The sequence below is a fragment of the Deinococcus roseus genome (genome assembly GCF_014646895.1).
GTDB lineage: Bacteria > Deinococcota > Deinococci > Deinococcales > Deinococcaceae > Deinococcus_C > Deinococcus_C roseus.
In genome coordinates, this window is the sequence record NZ_BMOD01000022.1 from 16,364 (window position 1) to 34,530 (window position 18,167).

Consider the following 18,167-nt stretch of genomic DNA (forward strand, 5'->3'; position numbering starts at 1 on the left):
CACAGATCAGGGAGATGCTGAGGGCTGCTGGTTTAGAATCTGTCCATGACGAGAATTCTGACGGTTCCAGGATGGGGCTCTAGTGGCCCTGAACACTGGCAGTCCATCTGGGAAAGAGAACATGGTTTTCAGCGGGTGGAACAGCAAGACTGGGAAACCCCACAACTCAGGGACTGGGTGGCACAACTGGATGAAGCGATAGGGCAGTCAGAAGAGAGCACCGTTCTGGTGGCCCACAGTCTGGGCTGTCAGGCGGTGGCGCATTGGGGATGTTGTGTGATCAACCACCCTGTGAAAGCTGTCCTGATGGTGGCCCCTCCTTATCTGGATGGACCTGACGTGCCTGCAGAGCTGCAGAATTTTGTGCCCATGCATCTGGAGCCTTTGCCTTTTCAGGTGCTTGTGGTGGCCAGCAGCAATGACCCTTATGCCTCTCTGGAACAGGCAGAACAGCTGGTCCAGGCCTGGGGAGGGCAACTGGTGAATGTGGGAGAGAAGGGCCACATCAACAGTGCTTCCGGTCTTGGCGACTGGCCTGAAGGATACCGGTTGCTGCAAGCCTTGCTGGAACCCTACTGCGTTGATCCGTGAAATAGGAGGATTCAGAAGAATCCTCCGTAATTACTCAGCACGGCAAAAGCTTTCTAAGCTGGGCAGTTGCTTTTGTGTTCAAGAGAACCCTCTGGGCCTGTAGATGGCAGTCACCGCGAAAGGGTATCAGGTGGTGGCATTCGTTTATGATCAGAGACAGATGCTATGGGCGACTTACGCTGTTGTGCCAGGAACCACCTTTCAGGCCCTGGTGACGACACGAGCCTCAACCCCAAGATCCTGAAAGGAACTCCCATACATGTGGCTGAAAACCGGTATCGTCCTGCTCTTTTTCCTCACCTCCACAGGCTTTTGTGCGGATTACGTCTTGAAAGCGACAATCCCCCTTTCCACCACCCACGCTGCCCGTTTCGCTGTGGACGAAACACACGACTGGCTTGTTGCTGTCAATGTTGACAATGCCCTGGATGTGTTCAGCCTCAAGACCCTCAAACGCATCAAACAGGTGAAACTTCCAGGCTTTGCCCAGGAACTGCAATTCAGTCCAGATGGCAAAACCCTTTATGTGTTTGTGGATGAAACCGAGCAGGGATCCCCTGGACTGCTGGTTTACCAGACCGCAAACTGGAAGCCCCTGAAGGTGATTCCCACCCCTCCCGGGTCGATGGATGAAAGCCACATCACTCCAGATGGTGCGTTCCTCTATGCGGTCAACCACAACAATGAAGTGCTGCGCTGGAACACCCACACGGGCAAAATGGACCGTCCCTGGAAAGACCTGTCTGCCCTTCAACTGGCTGTGCCTGCAAAGGGAGACGTTGGAGCCAGCTATACCGGATCATCCCTATACTTCGTTTCCCTTTCAAGTGGAAAAATGCTGTCCAGAACGCTACTGAACGACGCTTTTGCTTACACTGCTCTCTCTTTTGATCCTGCAGGTAACACCCTCGCCACGGTGATCGATTCTGGTGAAGTGATGCTCTGGAATCCCAGAACCTTCAAGAAAACAGCAGAATTCAAAACGTCCTTGTTTTACGCCACTTTCCTGAACTTCAGTCCAGATGGGAAGTCCATCCTGGTGGGTCAGGACTCTCTTCGCAAAGGACAGCAGGGCCTGTTGCAAATCTGGAACATCGAAACCAGAAAAATGGTGGCAAGTTTTGGAAATCCCAAAGATAGTACACAGTGGGGTGTCTTTTCCAAAACCAGTCAGACCGTATTCGTGAAAATGGAGTCAAAAATTGAAATTTGGTCTTTGGTTTAGATTAAACAGCTGCAATTGCTTTATACAAAATACAATATAATTTTCATATCTCACTTAAATCTTTTAAGTTAATATTTTCCGTAAAAGTAACTACTCAGCGCACAAGAGCGTTTCCGTGTTGAGTAGTTACGAATCCTCCTATTTCAAACAACTTCAAACAACTTCAAACAACTTCAAACACTTCAAACACTTCAAACAACACGAACCCAAGAAACAACCTCTTATTCTTCTGTCAACTGCTTTAAAAACTGAAACAATAAAAAAAGAAGCGGATTGTTTCCGCTTCTGCTCCACTTTCTGGGAGTGGCTGATTTTTTGATGCTCAGTTCTTCACCACATCGAGGTGTTTCTCGATGGCCTGGGTGAAGTGGGGTTTGCCCCGTGCGCCCACCATCACTTCGACGGGCTGGCCGTCTTTGAAAAGGATCACGGTGGGGATGCTCATCACGCGGAATTTCATGGCGGTGGCCTGGTTGTCGTCCACGTTGAGTTTGGTGACTTTGACCTGGCCGTCGTAATCGCCAGCGAGTTCTTCGATGACTGGAGCAACCATCCGGCAGGGCCCACACCAGGGAGCCCAGAAGTCTACCAGGGTGAGTCCTTCTTGAATGGTGCTGTCGAAATTTTGGTCGGTGATTTCTTGTGCCTTACCCATGAATGCATTTTACGCCTTTGTTTCCCGGAGATTGGGAGATAAGTTATACTTTAAAATTTAAAGCGTAGATCTTGTACCTGCTACACTGTAGAGATGCAAGAAGCGCTCAAAGCAGGAATCAGGCTGTTCAATGCGCGGCAATACTGGGAGGCCCATGAAGCCTGGGAAAAACTGTGGCTGGAAGCAGAAGGCGACCAGAAAAAGTTTCTGTCTGCCCTGATTTTGCTGGCGGCTGCCCTGCACAAACGCTGGGTTCATGGAAGCCTGACCCACCGCAACTTTCACAAAGCTGAACATCATTTGAACACCTTGCCCTGCCTTTATGGTGAAATTGACCTGTGTAAGCTGAAAAAATCTGTATGGGAAGCCTTGAGTGATTCTGAAGTGACGCCTGAAATTCCGCTGGATTGAGGCTGAATTCGCTTTACTCTGGCAAGTGTTAAACCGTATACTGGGGAGTACCGTGTGCAAGCCGGGAAACAAAATTTTATTGATTGACCTCAAGGAGTGGACCTATGGAACGAGTGGCTCTGTTCATCGACGGCGCGAACGTGTACGCCGCTGCAAAACGTTTGGGTTGGAATTTCGATCACCGCAAGATATTGGAGTATTTCGCGGAAAAAGGTCGTCTCTACAATGCCTTCTACTACACTGCTGTCCCTTACCCCATGGACGACAAGCAGAAGCGCTTCATTGATGCGCTGACCTACATGGGATACACCGTGCGCACCAAGCCCCTGCGCGAAATCACCGACAGCGAAACCGGTGAGACCCACCGCCGGGCCAACCTCGACATCGAGATCGTGACCGATTTGCTGGCCACCACCGACCTCTATGACACTGCCATCCTGCTGACCGGTGACGGCGACTTCGAGCGCCCCTGTGAAGTGCTGCGCTTCAAGGGCAAGCGTGTGATTGTTGCCAGCATCCCCGAGATGACCAGCTACGAACTGCGCAACGCTGCAGACGAGTACATTGACCTGAAAGACATCCGCAGCTCTGTGGAACGTCCTGGCTACCGCCTCCCCAGCGAAATGCGCACCGAGACCAAGCCCTACTACATGCCTTCCAGCGATTCTGACGATTCAGAAGAGTTCTGAGTCCAGGTTCCAACATCGAGGCAGGGGAGACCCTGCTTTTTTTGTTGTCTGTTTCAGCCGAGGATCCCCGGCATCACCCCAGTTCAGTTTTCTGCACACCGCCAGGGTTTATAATGCTTTTTCGGATGGAGACTTTACCAATTGCACTCGATGCCATGGGCAGTGACTTCGGACCCGGTGTGGTGGTGGCCGGGGCCCTGGAGGCTGCTGGGCTGGGAATACCTGTCTTGCTGGTGGGCGATGAAGCCCAGGTGCAGGCAGAGCTGAAGAAGCACCCTCAGAACAACAACATTCAGATTCATCACACACCGGATTTCATCACCATGGATGAACACGCCTCGGATGTGCGGCGCAGACCCGAAGCCAGCATCAACGTGTGCACAAGACTGGTTAAGGAAGGAAAAGCCGGAGCGACCGTTTCCATGGGGCACAGCGGAGCCACCATGGCCAGTGCCCTCTTCACGCTGGGTCGCCTCAAAGGGGTGGACCGCCCGGCCATCATGGCCTACATTCCTTCTCAGAAAGGCTTCTGTGCTTTGCTGGATGTGGGGGCCAATGCAGACATCAAGGCCCCTTATCTGCAGCAGTGGGCGGTCCTGGCCTCTGCTTACTATCAGGCGGTGCACAACCGTTCCAGACCCACAGTGGGCCTGATGTCCATTGGCGAGGAAGAGCACAAGGGAAGTGCGCTGGTGCTGGAAGCCCATCCCCTCCTGAAAGCCACCCCGGAAATCAACTTTTACGGAAATGTGGAAGGCAAGGACATCTTCAAGGGAACCACCGACATCATCGTGACCGATGGTTTCACCGGAAATGTGGTCCTGAAGACCGCTGAAGGTGAAGCAAAAGTGCTGATGGGCTGGATCCGGGATGCCCTGACCAGCAGTTTTGTGGCCAAAATGGGTGCGTTGCTGGTGCGCCCTGCCCTCAAAAAGATTGCTGAACGGGTGGATCCCAGTGAGTATGGAGCCAGTGTGCTGCTGGGGGTGCAGGGTCTGGTGTTCATTGGGCACGGCAGTGGAGATGCCAGAGCAGTGAAAAATGCTGTGCGGGTGGCCCACGAAGCCTACCAGAAGGATGTGCTGGGCAAACTGAAGGCCCTCTCCAGCACCTGAGCAGCACCAGAGCAGCACCAGAGCAGCACAAAGGGATGAATGCTTGCTGAACCTTCCAGCATGGAACTCTTAAGCTTTTTTGTTAGCCTGAGTACCATGTTGGATTTTTTGCAACCCCAGATGATCATCACACTGGTGCTGAGGCTCGCAGTGCTTTATGCAATGTGGGTGATTGGCTCGAAAGCCCTGCGTTTTGCAGAACGTTATGCTGAAAGTGCTGCAGGTGTGCAGGACCTTAAACTCTTTCGTTATGTGCGACTGGGCTGGACCGCTGTGGTCATTTACATGGCCGTGGTGGTGGGCATTTACAGCCTGCACATGGAGCAGTTCGCCGCTTTCTACCAGCAGGGCAACGAGGTGGTGGCCTGGTTCACCCAGGTGATAGGCCGCATTGTGGCCGTGATTTTGCTGAGTTATGTGGCCCTCAGGGTGGTCAACACCCTGGCTGAGCGCATTGTTCCAGGAAGTGAGTTCAGCCGCCGTACCGTGCGGGTGAGGACCCTCACCGGAGTGCTGCGCAGCACCGCCACCGTGGTGATTGTGCTGCTGGCTTTCGTGATGGTGCTGGACAACCTGGGTGTGCGTTCCAGTGCTTTGCTGGCTTCGGTGTCGGTGCTGGGATTGGCGGTGTCTTTTGGTGCCCAGAGCCTGATCAAGGACATCTTCTCGGGCTTTTTCATCCTGCTGGAAGACCAGTACGGGGTGGATGACTCCATCATTGTGAACAACAATCCCAACCTTTCTGGCGGGGTGGAGAAGTTGAACCTGCGGGTCACCCACCTGCGGGCACTGGATGGCACCGTGCACATCATCCCCAACGGCCAGATTCAGACCGTGAGTGTGCAGTCCAAAGAGTGGAGCCGCTTTGTGGCCAACCTCAGTGTGGGTTACGATGCCGATCTGGACCGGGCCATTGAGGTGGTCAAAAAAGTGGCAGGTGATTTGTACGAGGATGCTGAATGGAAAGACCACTTCCTGGAGGCCCCAGAAGTGCAGGGTGTAACGGCCCTGAACCTGGATGCAGTCAACATCCGCGCCCTGTTCAAGGTGCTCCCCAAATCCCAGTGGGCACTGGGACGGGAATTCAACCGCCGCATCAAGCGGGCCATGGACGAAGCCCAAATCATGATTCCCTTCTCCAGAAAGACCATCAACTGGGGAGGAGAGCCACTGCTGGTGGAATTCAAACAGACCCCTCCAGCAGAATTCAAGGCAGACATGAAAAAGCGGCCCGATGTGGGGGCAGACACGGACATGAATGTCTGAGCTGATTGATCTTCTGCAGAAAAAGACCATGTCTGGCAAAGCACCAGACGAATGGCTTGCTTCTTGTAAGGCTGAAGCAGCAAAATGGGCAGGAGAAAGTCGTTCTGGAAGGCCTGTAAGGTTTCTGGGCCTTTTGCCCATTGCGGCTTTGAACCAGGTTCAAACAGGTGATTTTCAGCTGCTACAGGATATAATTTGTGTTTAGTGCGTAGACACACGTTTTGAGGAGGAGCGACGTGAAGCGAGTTGTGATGACAGGGGTGGGTCCAGTGACACCCATCGGAGTGGGTGCAGAGGCTTTTCTGGAAGGACAGCACTCTGGCAAAAGTGGAGTGGGACCGCTGACGTATTTTGATGGCAGCATGATCAACAGCCGAATTGTGGGCGAAATTCACCTGGATTTCTTGAAATGGCTGGATCCCAAAGAATCCAAACGCATGGACCGTTTTGTCAAACTGGCCATGGTGGGGGCTGCCCTGGCCCTGGAAGATGCAGGTTTGAAAGAAGAAGACGTGGTCGGAGAGCATGCCGGTGCACTGATTGGCAGTGGAATTGGAGGACTTGAGTCCTACCAGGAAGCTGCGGTCACTTTTGTGAACAAGGGGGCCAACCGGATTTCTCCTTTTTTCATTCCTACCATGATTGCCAACATGGCTGCAGGTCAGGTGGCCATGCGTTATGGCCTGATGGGACCCAGCAGCACTGTGGTGACCGCCTGTGCAACGGGAAGTGGAGCCATTGGGGATGCTTTCCGCATCATCCAGCGCGGTGAAGCTGACATCATGCTGACGGGGGGCGCAGAGGCTGCCATCACAGGCATGTCCATGGGTGGCTTTGCCAGCATGAAGGCCCTGTCCACCCGCAACGATGCCCCTGAGAAAGCCAGCCGTCCGTTCACAGCATCCAGAGATGGTTTCGTGATGGGTGAAGGGGCTGGAATTGTGGTGCTCGAAGAACTGGAACATGCCCTGAAACGCGGTGCCCGCATTTACGCTGAAGTGGTGGGTTATGGCACCAGTGCAGATGCGTATCACATGACCATGCCTGCTCCAGAAGGACGTGGGGCTGCCCTGGCCATGCGCCGTGCGCTCAAAAGTGCTGGTGTGGAGCCCGAGCAGATTGGTTATGTGAATGCCCACGGCACTTCCACCCCTGCCAACGATCTGGCCGAAACCCAGGCTCTAAAGTCTGTGTTCGGAGACCATGCTTACAAGCTGGCCGTGAGCAGCACCAAGTCCCAGACGGGCCACCTGCTGGGTGCTGCAGGGGCTGTGGAGGCCATTGCCTGCGCCCAGGCCCTCAAGTATGGAGTGCTGCCTCCCACCATCAATTACGATGATCCTGATCCCGAGCTGGATCTGGATTACATTCCCAACCAGGCCAGAGAACAGCAGGTGGAGTACGCCATGTCCAACTCCTTTGCGTTCGGGGGCCAGAACGCTGTGCTGGTTTTCAAACGTTATGTTTGAGTGTTGAGTACACAAAGTTAAGTTTTTAAACCGCCCACGTGGGCGGTTTTTTTGTGGTATGAATACGTTAAAGAAAATCGTATACAGCGGTTCTGGACCGCTGGAAAGGACCTTTCATGGAAAGCACCTTACCCACCTGCACCGTGGTTCGCTCCGAAGAACAGTACAGAGGCAAACAGGGTTTGCAGTACCAGATGGGCATCTCTGCCCAGAGCACGGCATCTCAGGGCCTCTGCCTGCACCTCAACACCTTTCTTCCGGGAGCGAGGGCCAAAGCCCACCTGCACCAGAACCATGAAACGGCCATTTACATGCTGAAAGGCGCAGTGGGGATGTGGTACGGCGAGGGTTTGAAAGAGCATCTGGTGGTGCAGGCGGGAGATTACCTGTACATTCCAGCCAACATGCCCCACCTGCCTTACAACCTCAGCGAAACCGAGGAGGCCCTGGCTGTGCTGTCCCGCACCGATCCCAATGAACAGGAAAGCGTCACCCTGCTGCCTGAACTGGACCTTGTGCACCTCTGAAATGGCTGCAGAATACAGACAGGTCAAGAACACCTGACATTCCCCTGATCTGACGATCATCTGACGGGTCTAGAATGAAAAGAACATATGTCAGTGGAAAGTCATCAAACCGTCGATAAATTGCCCAGAGAGGCTTACCTGAACCGTGAACTGGCCTGGCTGGAATTCAACGAACGGGTGCGTTACGAAGCCATGCATCCCAAAAACCCGCCGCTGGAACGGGTCAAGTACTCTGCCATTTGCGGCAGCAACCTCGATGAATTCTTCATGGTGCGGGTGGCAGGCATTCACCGGCAGATTGCTGCCCATGTGCGCAGTCACACCCCGGATGGCCTGACCCCGCACCAGAACCTGGATCTGGTGCGCAAGCACATGCCTGAAATGATGGCCAACCTGCAGCGCAACCTGCAGACCAACCTGGAAAACCTGGAAAAACACGGCATTCAGTTTGTGAAGTATTCAGAGCTGGAAGATGAAGTTCGGGCAGAACTCAAAGAGTATTACCTCAAGGAAGTTCACCCGGTTCTGACCCCTCTGGCCGTGGACCCCAGTCATCCCTTTCCCTACATCTCCAACCTGAGCCTCAACCTCGCAGTGATTCTGGAAGAGGATGAGGGCATCGAACTGGCCCGGGTGAAGGTGCCTGTAGGGGTGCTTGCCCGGGTGGTGAAGATCTCCAGTGGTCAGTACATGTTTCTGGAAGACATCATTGCTGCTCACCTGTCGGAGCTTTTTAGGGGACGCACGGTGGTCAGCAGCCACGTGTTCCGCGTCACCCGCAACACCGACTATGAATTTGAAGAAGAGGAAGCCGAAGACCTGCTCGCCACCATCGAAGATGGCCTGAGGCGCAGGCGTTTCGGGGCTGTGGTGCGCCTGGAGGCCAATCCCGACATCCCTGAGCGCCTGCTCTCGGAACTGATTGAGCGCCTGAGGCTGACCCGCCAGGATGTTTTTCTGCTTTCTGGCCCCCTTGGGGTTGCAGACTTCATGGGCCTGGTGAACATGCTGGCCCCCACCCATCCTCAACTCACCTACATCCCTTATGTTGCAAGCATTCCCGACCTGGAAGGGGAGGAGGGCATCTTCTGCACCCTGCAACAACAGGATGTCCTGCTGCACCACCCCTATGAGTCTTTCGAGGGGGTCTTGCAGTTCATTGAGGCTGCAGCGCAAGACCCTGATGTGCTGGCCATCAAACAGACCCTGTACCGCACCGGGGGTGACCGCAGGCTTTTGCGTGCCCTGACCCAGGCTGCAGAGGCCGGGAAACAGGTGGTGGCCCTGGTGGAACTGAAAGCCCGCTTTGATGAGCAGCGCAACATCACCTGGGCACGTGCGCTGGAACGGGCCGGGATTCACGTGGTGTATGGTCTTCCCAGGCTGAAAACCCACGCCAAGGTGACGCTGGTGGTGCGCCGGGAGCAGGGCGGTCTGAGGCGCTATGTGCACGTTGGGACAGGCAACTACAACCCCAGAACGGCTGCTGTTTACACCGACATCTCTTACCTGACTGCAGACAAAAGCATCTGCATTGATGCCAGCGAACTCTTCAACCGCCTGACCGGGTATGCAGAAGCCACCTACCGCAAAATGCTGGTGGCTCCCGAACGCATGCGCCATGACTTCTACACCCTGATTGACCGGGAAATTGCGCATGCCCAATCTGGACAGCCTGCAGCCATCTCTGCCAAGATGAACAGCCTCACCGATCCAGGCCTGATCCAGAAGCTCTATCAGGCTTCCCAGGCTGGCGTGCACATCCGCCTGATCATCCGGGGGGTGTGTTGTTTGAGGCCTGGGGTTCCTGGTGTGAGTGAGAACATCGTGGTGCGTTCCATCATTGGGCGCTTTCTGGAGCATGCCCGCATTTACGCCTTCCACAATGCCGGGGCCAATGAGGTTTACATTGGCAGCGCAGACTGGATGACCCGCAACCTCAACCGCCGTGTTGAAGTGGTGGTTCCAGTGGGCAGCCAGACGCACCAGCGTTACCTGCTCAACCTCATTGAGGCCGAATGGAAAGACACCCGGGGAAGCTGGCAGCTTTTCCCGGACGGTAAATTTGAAAAAGTGCGGGGCAGCAAAACCTTCAGTTCCCAGCGGCATTTCATGCTCAAGCATGGGGCACTGGAGGAAGTGGAGGATTGACCCTCTCCTCGCTCGCTTCGCATCGCTTTCCTCTCCCTCAGGGAGAGGACCTGTCATAGACAGTGGTGAGGGTTGAGGTGAGGGTTAAAAAGTTTTCAGCAACTCGACAGCCTCTGCCCGGTCCTCTCTGTCCCAGAAGGTGAGGATCGGCATCTGGCTGGCTTTCTGCAGGTGCTTTCTGGCGTCTTGCAGGTACTTGCTTTTCAGGCGTTTGTTTTTGTTGCCCAGAATGACCAGGGCTTTGGCATAATTCAGTTCGTGTGAAATGACCGTGGGCTCCAGTTCCACGGCTTTTTGCAATCTGGGCAGGATTTCCTGCTCCTTGCCACCATACAGTCCAGCCGTGAGGGTGCCGTATTTGATGACATTGGCATGCCACATCGCCAGACCCACCTGGGCAGGGGCGTACTCAGGGGCCAGTTGCACGGCTTTCTCAAAGAGTTCGCGGGTCTCTGAGAGGGCTCCAAGACCTCCCAGCGCTCCTCTCAACACCGCCTGCCCGCCAATGGCCTTGGAAAGCTGGTAATAAGCAGGGCCATTTCTGGGGTTCAGGTCTATGGCTTTGCGGGCATAATTTTCAGCCTGTTCCAGCAAAGGGGCATTGCTTTTGTCCAGGATGTGTTTTCTGACGCTCAGCACCAGGGCTTCAGCCGCCAGGGTGTAGGCCTCCGAGGTTTTGAGGTCCAGTGCATCCTGGATGGTTTGTTGCACCTGACCTGCAGCCAGATGGGTTTTCACGTCGTTCAGGGTGGTGGCCTGGGCACTGTTCAGGGAAAGCATCCCCATCAGGAGAGGCAGAAGGAAAAGCCTTTTCACAGGTCTCATTGTGGAGGACATCGGCCCCGATGAACAGGGACAACCTCCCAATCTGCACACCTCAATTTGCACAATCCCAATTTGCACAGCAGAAGAAACCCGAACATGATTTGCCGCTCATGTTCGGGGTGGATCAAGGTTGGAAAGGGAGTAGATGTGCAAGCCTGGATTGAAACTCTGTTGAAGCGCTTCCATTCTAGCAGAAAGCAAAATGAAAAACGCATCGAAGCACACTGAGAACACTTTGCAGGAGGGGGAACATTCCCCCTCCTGCTCTGGAAATCAGGCCCAGCGGATCAAGCCGAGTTCCAGGGGTGTGCTGAGGTCAGGGAGGTAAGGCAGGACCCGTGCGCCAACCTCGAAGGTGCCGCTTTCGGGGAGGGCCACTTCGCCAGCGTATTCGGCCCAGCCATCGTGGGTGCTTTGCAGGGTCAGGATGCCAAAGTTGCGCACGTCGTCGCTCTGGCGGCGGATCACGCCTTCCACCCGGAGGGTTTCGGGGTCAATGCCAGCGGTCTGCACACGCACGAACACCTTCACAGTGTCGCCAGGTTTGGCCTGCTCGGGGAGTTCGCTGAAGGCTTCCACCTGCAGGCGGCTCCACTGCTGGCGCACCCAGTTCTTCCAGCCTGCAATGTGACGGATGGCTTTGAGGTCATCTTTGCTGATCACCTGAGCACGGGCGTCCAGGGCGGTGTAGTACTGGCGGGTGTAATCAATGACCTGACGGGACATGCTGAACTGGGGTCCCACGGTCTTGATGGCCTGACGGGCAATGTTCATCCACTTGTAGCGCACCTTGGAGTCATCGCGCTCGTAGTAGACGGGAACAATCTGGTTTTCCAGCAGGTCATAGAGGCTGTAAGCGTCTGCGTCGTCCTGAACATCCAGGTTTTCGTATTCGCGCTCTTCACCGATGGCCCAGCCGTTGGTGTTCTTGTCGTCGAAGCCTTCCACCCACCAACCGTCCAGGATGGAGAGGTTGGGGCTGCCGTTGAAGGAGGCTTTCATGCCGGAGGTGCCAGACGCTTCCAGGGGACGGCGGGGGTTGTTCAGCCACACGTCCACACCCTGCACGAGGTGACGGGCCACTTCCATGTCGTAGTTCTCCACGATCACGATTTTGCCTTTCAGCTCGGGGTCCTGGGCGTAACGGTAGATCTGCTGGATGAACTCCTTGCCGGGGTTGTCGGCAGGGTGGGCTTTCCCGGCGAACACGAACTGCACAGGACGCTCGGGGTTGTTCACGATGCGTTTCAGGCGGTCCAGGTCTCTGAACAGCAGGGTGGCGCGTTTGTAAGTGGCAAAGCGGCGGGCAAAGCCGATGGTCAGGGCGTGGGTGTCCAGCACCTGTTCTGCACTGGCCACACGGGCAGCACTGGCGCCATGGCGCAGGTACTGGCGCCTCAGGCGCTCCCGCACAAAGCCGGTCATTTTCTTCTTCAGGTTGTGCAGGGTCTGGGTGAATTCAGCGTCAGGAATCTTGTCCAGGTCCTGCCAGATTTCTTTCTCGTGCACCCGCTCTTTCCAGTCCTCGGTGAGGTACTGGTCAAAGAGGTCGCGCAGTTCCTGGGCCAGGAAGGTCAGGGTGTGTGCGCCGTTGGTGACGTGTCCGATGGGCACTTCGCTGTGGTGGGCACCGGGGTACAGGAAGTTCCACATTTTTCTGGAGACTTCGCCGTGCAGGGCGGACACGCCGTTGGCAGCGCGGGACAGTTTGAGGGCCAGCACGGTCATGCTGAAGGTGGGGCCCCAGGGCTGGTCGTGGCGGGCCAGTTCCTGGAATTCTTCGCGGCCCACGTTCAGGGCGTTGTACCAGCTGCCCAGGTAACGGTCAATCAAATCCATGGGGAAAGCGTCGTTTCCGGCAGGCACGGGGGTGTGGGTGGTGAAGAGGGTGCTGGCAGCGGCCAGTTCCACGGCTTCTCTGAAAGACAGGCCCAGTTGCTGCTCGTATTCACGCACGCGCTCCAGACCCATGAAGGCAGCGTGGCCTTCGTTCATGTGCCAGATGGCAATGTTCTCTCCGAGGGCACGCAGGGCACGCACCCCACCAATGCCCAGCACCATTTCCTGGGCGATGCGCATTTCCTGGTTGCCGCCGTACAGACGGGCGGTCAGGTTGCGGTCTTCGGGGGAGTTTTCGGGAACGTTGGTGTCCATCAGGTAAACCTTGATGCGGCCCACCTGCAGGATCCACACGCGGGACTGCACATCGCGGCCCAGAATGTCCACGTGCACGCGCAGTTCCCGGCCATCTTTGCGGGCCAGTTCGATGGGCAATGTGGAGAGGTTCTGCTCGTCGTAACGCTCTTGCTGCCAGCCGTCTTTGTCCAGCAACTGGGTGAAGTAGCCCTGATGGTAAAGCAGGCCCACGCCCACAAAAGGCAGACCCACATCGGAAGCACTCTTGCAGTGGTCGCCGGCCAGCACGCCTAGACCACCGGAGTAGATGGGGAGGCTTTCTGCGTAGGCGAACTCAGCACTGAAGTAAGCCACTTTGCCGCTGAGTTTCTGCTTCTGCCTGGAGTACCAGGTCTTCTTTTGCTTCATGTAAGCATCGAAGTCTTTGATCACCTGGTCGTAGCGCTCCAGGTACTCGGGGTCTTTGAGGGCGGCTTGCACGTCTTTCTGGCTGATTTCAATCAGGGTGCGCACCGGGTTGTTGTGGTAGCGCTCCCAAATGTCTGGGTTCAGATCGCGGTACAGGTCCTGTGCTCTGGGGGTCCAGGACCAGTAAAGGTTGTAAGCAAGATCCTGCAGGCGCTCGATGCGCTTGGGCAGGTTGGGCATCACGGTGACTTTGTTTAAGGTATTCAAGGCGGTCCTCCAGAGATTGGTGTCGGTTTCAGCCACTGCCAGGGCCACAAAAGGCCGTTTTCAGGTTGCAGAGCTTTTTGAATGGGACAAGTGGTAGATTTATGCTACACATCCATCCCATAAAATGCAAATTTGTAATGAAAAAAGTGGCCTAGACTCTTTATGAAACGGAATTTTTTTGAAATGAACATTTGAAAACTTTTTTGATGAATTCAAAGGCGTTTTTTGACTTAAAAGTGATTTTGACTCCAAAGGCAACTGCTCCCTGTGGAGTCAATGGTGAAAAAATCCCTGATCAACACCGGGATTTCTCAAGCCAATGTAGGAATGTCTTGGAAAAACAAGCAGATCTGAAGGGATTGCATAAAAAATCACAAATGGGTTTTTCTTCACACAAAAACAAAAACGGACACCAGGGTCCGTTTCATTTGCAATCTTAGGAAGGGTTACACTCTTAAAAGTACACGATTTGGAGGGCAAAAACCAGGGGATTCAGCGGTTCTTGCCCCAAAAACCGATTCAGATCTCGATGGGCACGTCAACTCCCAGTTCGGCCAGCACGGTACGGATGGCCTGACTGTCAATTCCGGCCTGGGCATGTATGGAGGAGACCTCAGCATGGTCGTAAAACTGATCGGGAATGCCCAGAACCCGCACTTTTGGCGTCAAACCCCGGTCTGCCAGGAACTCCAGCACTGCACTGCCAAAGCCCCCCATCTTCTGGTGGTCTTCCACGGTCACAATGGCCCGCGCAGTGCGCCCAATATACTCCAGCATCTCTTCATCCAGCGGTTTGACAAAACGGGCATTGACCAGACCTACCCCTGGCAAATCGGCCACAGCCTTGCGGGCGTATTCCAGGGCTTTGCCTCCAGCCAGGACCACCACTTCTTCACTGGGGTTCAGCCACTCCCAGGTGCCCCACTGCACTTCGGGCCAGGTGCCTTCTGGCACCTGATCGGTGTTGCCTCTGGGGTAACGGATGGCCACAGGACCCCCATGTTTCAGGGCGGCTTTGAACAGACCTCGCAACTCCGAGGTGTCCTTGGGAAGCGCAATGGACACATTGGGAATGGTTCTCAGGTAGGCCAGATCAAACACCCCATGGTGGGTGGCTCCGTCTGCTCCGACCATGCCGCCCCGGTCAATGGCGAAAATCACCGGCAGGTTCTCGATGGCCACATCATGCAACACCTGATCAAAACCCCGTTGCAGGAAGGTGCTGTAAATGGCCACCACAGGTTTCAGACCCTGCAAAGCCATGCCTGCACCCACGGTGACCGCCACATCTTCGGCAATGCCCACATCAGTGTAACGGTGGGGATGGGTCTGGCTGTACTTGACCAGCCCAGAGCCTTCACGCATGGCCGGGGTGATCACAAAGAGGCGCGGGTCCTCTTTGGCCAGTTCGATCATGGCGTCGCCAAAAGCTGCAGACCAGCTGTACCCCTTGCTGGCAGGAGCGGTCCCGGTTTTGGGATCGTGGGGAACAGCACCGTGCCATTTGATGGGGTCTTTCTCTGCGTATTCCAGACCCTTGCCCTTCTTGGTGACCACGTGCAGCATGGTGGGACCGTCCAGGTCTTTCAGTTTGGACAGCACATACACCAGTTGCCCCAGATCGTGCCCGTCGATGGGGCCAACATAGCGCACATTCATGGCCTTGAAGGGATTGTCGGAAGCGGGATCAAAGAAGTTTCGGGCACTGTCCTTGGCACGGGATACCATCTGGGCCAGCGGGCGGCTGAAAGCCTGCAGGGCTTTTTTCCCGGCATCTTCCACATCCTGAAACCAGCGCTGGATTTGCAGGGTGCGCATGTAGCGGTTCAGTGCTCCCACGTTCTCCGAGATGCTCATCTCGTTGTCATTCAGGATGATCAGCATGCGTTTCTGCTGGTACCCAATCTGGTTGATGGCAGCGAGGGCCATGCCTCCGGTCAGGCTTCCATCTCCAATCACCGCAGCGATGTTGTAATTCTGGCCCAGGGCATCTCTGGCAAACGCCATGCCCAGCGCATTGGCCAGACTGGTGCTGGCATGACCCACCGTGATGCCGTCATGCTCGGACTCACTGACTTTGGTGAACCCCGAAAGCCCACCTTCCTTGCGGATGGTTTGCATGCGACTTCTGCGCCCGGTGAGGATTTTGTGGGCGTAAGCCTGGTGCCCCACATCAAACAGGATGCGGTCACGTGGGCTGTCAAACACATGGTGCAGGGCAGTGATCAGTTCCACTGCTCCCAGGCTGCTGGCCAGGTGGCCTCCGCTTTCCGCGCAAACCTGGATGATTTCCTGGCGCAGTTCCTGAGCCACCTGAGACAGTTCTTCTCTGGAGAGGTTCTTCAGATCCTCGGGGCCATTGATGCGGTCCAGTAGCACAATGTGTCCTTTCTGGGCAGGCTCACTGGCCTGCATTGGTGCTCTTGAGAACGAACCCATCAGGAGAGAGCACTTCTCCTATGAAGGGTACGAAATAAAACTCCTTGGACTCGGGAAGAATGTCCTTTGCACCCAGAATCTGGCGGTTGACCACCCACACCGAATAGGACCTGCTGCTGGTGTTGAGGGTGACGTTGCGCTGTTCCAGCACGGTGAACTTGTAATCGGCATTGAGGCGTTCACGCACCCCTTTGTCATCAAGCAAGGTGATCTGGGTTTTGCCAGACCAGGTGGTGCCCACTTTCCAGTCTTTGCTGCTGGGGTATTCCTGCAGGGGCGGAACCAGGGTGATCTTGACTCCTGGCACGGTCATGCCATGCAGGTAAACCCCGGTTTCATCGTAGGTTCTGAAGTACTCACGCATCACCCCACGGCCAACCAGGGTGAACCGGGTGGTGGCCTGATCCCCAAACAGGGTTCCTCCTTCAACAGTCAGGCGGTAAGGCGGAGCGTCCAGACGATCATTGTCCAGCAGGTAATCCCACTGGATGCCGAGTTCGTGGGGATAAAAAGAAGCCTGTGCAGTGGTGACCGTGAGGGCAACTTTGCCAGGGTCCTGGGTGGTGTTCTGGGGGGCACAACTGTGCAGAAAAAGCCCACCCAGAGCCAGCACAGCCACGCGTAACATGGATTTCATCATAGGTGCCTCTTGAAGCGGGGAACAGTCATAATATCTGCAAATTATATCCTGTCTGGATCACAAACAGGTTGTGAAACAGCTAAGAAAACTGAAAGGGCTGTGCTTTCTGTGATCTGGAAGACACAGCTCCAGGTTTCCGGTCCATGTTTCAGGATGCAAGATCGGGCGCTGCCAGATTTTCTGCTCTGCTCCTGATCAAAAATGGGTAAACTACCCTTATGGAAGTGGTGATCATTTCTGGACTCTCCGGCTCAGGCAAGAACACGGCCCTGAAAGCCCTGGAAGAAGCCGGATTTTTTGTGATGGACAACCTCGTACCCGTGCTCTGGGACCAGATGTATGAGCAGGCCCTCAGCCATGGGATTCAAAAATACGCATTCACTGTCGATGCCCGCATGTGGGCTTTTCTGGACCAGCTGGACCAGCAACTGCAGGAATTTTTGCAACGCTCAGGGGCAAGGGTGCTCTTTCTGGAAGCTTCCGAAGATGTCTTGTTGCAACGCTACAACCTCACCCGGCGCAAGCACCCCCTGGGAGAACGTTCCCTCCTGATGGATTTCTACCGGGAAAAAGAAATGCTGGCTTCGCTCAGGGAAGCCGCAGATCTGGTGGTGGACACCACCGAGCTTTCAGAGAAACAACTGGCCCGCAAAGTCGAGCAGATTTTCAGCATCCATTCCAAGTTCACCCTGCGCCTGTTTTCCTTTGGGTTCAAACACGGGGTGCCCAGAGATGCCGATCTGGTGCTGGACGTGCGCGGGTTGCCCAACCCTTTTTATGACACCCAGCTCAGGCCCCTCACCGGTCTGGACGATGGCGTCAAAAACTACGTCTTTACCCCGGAAACCCACACTTACTACCAGACCCTGGTGCACTTCCTGAAAAGCACCCTGAATCTGGCCGAAAAAGCGGGACGTCGCGCTTACACCGTGGCCGTGGGCTGCACGGGAGGCCGCCACCGCAGCGTGGCCATCACCGAAGCCCTGATGCACGATCTGGAGACGTACAACCCTCAACTCAAAGACCACCGGGACATTCAAAAAGGGGAGTACTGAACCCGTTCAGCACCTCTGTTTTTCGCAAAATGAGCGAGTTTCCGAAACTCTCTTAACCTTTCATGAGGAAATGCTCTAGTCCTGGTCAGCTTCAGGCAGTAGAGTGAAGGACAGCGTTACAGCATGCAAAAAGGTGCAGTTTGGAAAGTTCCTCCACCACAGAGGGGCATTCAGGCTCACATCTTTACAGACCGTTTTCAGTTATCCTTGATGCGGAGATGAAGTGTTTCCAATACACTTTGTCCTGACAGATTAGAAAGTAAACGTACCTGCCCTTTCTGCAGGCACCCCCAATGGA

Annotated in this window: 15 protein-coding genes; 10 read left to right on the forward strand and 5 right to left on the reverse strand. The window is 55.2% G+C overall.

The window, feature by feature from the left end:
• Positions 1-45: 45 nt before the first annotated feature.
• Positions 46-591, forward strand: a complete 546-nt coding sequence (locus IEY52_RS20445; RefSeq protein ID WP_189006139.1) for an RBBP9/YdeN family alpha/beta hydrolase — start codon at positions 46-48, stop codon at positions 589-591.
• A 328-nt stretch (positions 592-919) separates the two neighbouring features.
• Positions 920-1,816, forward strand: coding sequence for a WD40 repeat domain-containing protein (locus IEY52_RS20450; RefSeq protein ID WP_189006141.1), 897 nt, complete (start codon positions 920-922; stop codon positions 1,814-1,816).
• Positions 1,817-2,138: 322 nt separating this feature from the next.
• Here the strand turns inward: IEY52_RS20450 and trxA are convergent, their stop codons facing one another.
• Positions 2,139-2,471, reverse strand: a complete 333-nt coding sequence (gene trxA, locus IEY52_RS20455; protein ID WP_189006144.1) for a thioredoxin — start codon at positions 2,469-2,471, stop codon at positions 2,139-2,141.
• Positions 2,472-2,564: 93 nt separating this feature from the next.
• Here trxA and IEY52_RS20460 point away from each other — a divergent pair, with 93 nt between their 5' ends.
• The 7 genes from IEY52_RS20460 (at position 2,565) to ppk1 (ending at position 10,099) form a co-directional block, all read left to right on the forward strand.
• On the forward strand, positions 2,565-2,882 hold the full coding sequence (locus IEY52_RS20460) for a DUF309 domain-containing protein (protein ID WP_189006147.1): 318 nt from the start codon (positions 2,565-2,567) through the stop codon (positions 2,880-2,882).
• 104 nt (positions 2,883-2,986) lie between these two features.
• Complete coding sequence (locus tag IEY52_RS20465) at positions 2,987-3,571, forward strand: LabA-like NYN domain-containing protein (RefSeq protein ID WP_189006150.1); 585 nt, start codon at positions 2,987-2,989, stop codon at positions 3,569-3,571.
• A 125-nt stretch (positions 3,572-3,696) separates the two neighbouring features.
• Positions 3,697-4,686, forward strand: coding sequence for a phosphate acyltransferase PlsX (gene plsX / locus IEY52_RS20470; protein ID WP_229684890.1), 990 nt, complete (start codon positions 3,697-3,699; stop codon positions 4,684-4,686).
• A 96-nt stretch (positions 4,687-4,782) separates the two neighbouring features.
• Positions 4,783-5,952 carry a mechanosensitive ion channel family protein gene (locus IEY52_RS20475; RefSeq protein WP_229684891.1) on the forward strand — a complete coding sequence of 390 codons (1,170 nt, stop codon included), beginning with the start codon at positions 4,783-4,785 and terminating at the stop codon, positions 5,950-5,952.
• A gap of 251 nt (positions 5,953-6,203) precedes the next feature.
• Positions 6,204-7,421 (forward strand): beta-ketoacyl-ACP synthase II, encoded by a 1,218-nt coding sequence (fabF, locus tag IEY52_RS20480; protein ID WP_189006349.1) that lies wholly within the window; start codon positions 6,204-6,206, stop codon positions 7,419-7,421.
• A 116-nt stretch (positions 7,422-7,537) separates the two neighbouring features.
• The gene (locus IEY52_RS20485; protein WP_189006158.1) at positions 7,538-7,948 is read left to right on the forward strand and encodes a cupin domain-containing protein; all 411 of its coding nucleotides are present in this window, start codon (positions 7,538-7,540) and stop codon (positions 7,946-7,948) included.
• Between the two features lie 87 nt (positions 7,949-8,035).
• Entirely contained in the window at positions 8,036-10,099 is a 2,064-nt protein-coding gene (gene ppk1 / locus IEY52_RS20490; protein ID WP_189006161.1) for a polyphosphate kinase 1, read from the forward strand.
• 84 nt (positions 10,100-10,183) lie between these two features.
• On the opposite strand, the gene IEY52_RS20495 is transcribed toward ppk1, so the two are convergent.
• The 4 genes from IEY52_RS20495 to IEY52_RS20510 form a co-directional block, all read right to left on the reverse strand.
• Positions 10,184-10,915 (reverse strand): tetratricopeptide repeat protein, encoded by a 732-nt coding sequence (locus tag IEY52_RS20495; protein ID WP_189006164.1) that lies wholly within the window; start codon positions 10,913-10,915, stop codon positions 10,184-10,186.
• Positions 10,916-11,197: 282 nt separating this feature from the next.
• A complete protein-coding gene (glgP, locus tag IEY52_RS20500) occupies positions 11,198-13,735 on the reverse strand; it encodes an alpha-glucan family phosphorylase (protein WP_189006166.1) in 2,538 nt (845 codons plus the stop codon).
• A gap of 519 nt (positions 13,736-14,254) precedes the next feature.
• Positions 14,255-16,150: a 1-deoxy-D-xylulose-5-phosphate synthase gene (gene dxs, locus IEY52_RS20505; protein WP_189006351.1), complete on the reverse strand. Its 1,896-nt coding sequence runs from the start codon at positions 16,148-16,150 to the stop codon at positions 14,255-14,257.
• The gene (locus IEY52_RS20510) at positions 16,137-16,802 is read right to left on the reverse strand and encodes a hypothetical protein (protein ID WP_189006169.1); all 666 of its coding nucleotides are present in this window, start codon (positions 16,800-16,802) and stop codon (positions 16,137-16,139) included. The genes dxs and IEY52_RS20510 overlap by 14 nt, the downstream gene beginning before the upstream one ends.
• A gap of 230 nt (positions 16,803-17,032) precedes the next feature.
• Between IEY52_RS20510 and rapZ the strand changes: the two genes are divergently transcribed.
• Entirely contained in the window at positions 17,033-17,869 is an 837-nt protein-coding gene (gene rapZ / locus IEY52_RS20515) for an RNase adapter RapZ (RefSeq protein ID WP_189006172.1), read from the forward strand.
• Positions 17,870-18,167: the final 298 nt, after the last annotated feature.

Bases quoted from the DNA above. Each gene is read 5' to 3' on its own strand.
- IEY52_RS20445 (WP_189006139.1), top strand. From the start codon at position 46: ATGACGAGAATTCTGACGGTTCCAGGATGGGGCTCTAGTGGCCCTGAA.
- trxA (WP_189006144.1), bottom strand. From the start codon at position 2,471: ATGGGTAAGGCACAAGAAATCACCGACCAAAATTTCGACAGCACCATT.
- IEY52_RS20460 (WP_189006147.1), top strand. From the start codon at position 2,565: ATGCAAGAAGCGCTCAAAGCAGGAATCAGGCTGTTCAATGCGCGGCAA.
- IEY52_RS20465 (WP_189006150.1), top strand. From the start codon at position 2,987: ATGGAACGAGTGGCTCTGTTCATCGACGGCGCGAACGTGTACGCCGCT.
- plsX (WP_229684890.1), top strand. From the start codon at position 3,697: ATGGAGACTTTACCAATTGCACTCGATGCCATGGGCAGTGACTTCGGA.
- IEY52_RS20475 (WP_229684891.1), top strand. From the start codon at position 4,783: ATGTTGGATTTTTTGCAACCCCAGATGATCATCACACTGGTGCTGAGG.
- fabF (WP_189006349.1), top strand. From the start codon at position 6,204: ATGACAGGGGTGGGTCCAGTGACACCCATCGGAGTGGGTGCAGAGGCT.
- IEY52_RS20485 (WP_189006158.1), top strand. From the start codon at position 7,538: ATGGAAAGCACCTTACCCACCTGCACCGTGGTTCGCTCCGAAGAACAG.
- ppk1 (WP_189006161.1), top strand. From the start codon at position 8,036: ATGTCAGTGGAAAGTCATCAAACCGTCGATAAATTGCCCAGAGAGGCT.
- dxs (WP_189006351.1), bottom strand. From the start codon at position 16,150: ATGCAGGCCAGTGAGCCTGCCCAGAAAGGACACATTGTGCTACTGGAC.
- IEY52_RS20510 (WP_189006169.1), bottom strand. From the start codon at position 16,802: ATGTTACGCGTGGCTGTGCTGGCTCTGGGTGGGCTTTTTCTGCACAGT.
- rapZ (WP_189006172.1), top strand. From the start codon at position 17,033: ATGGAAGTGGTGATCATTTCTGGACTCTCCGGCTCAGGCAAGAACACG.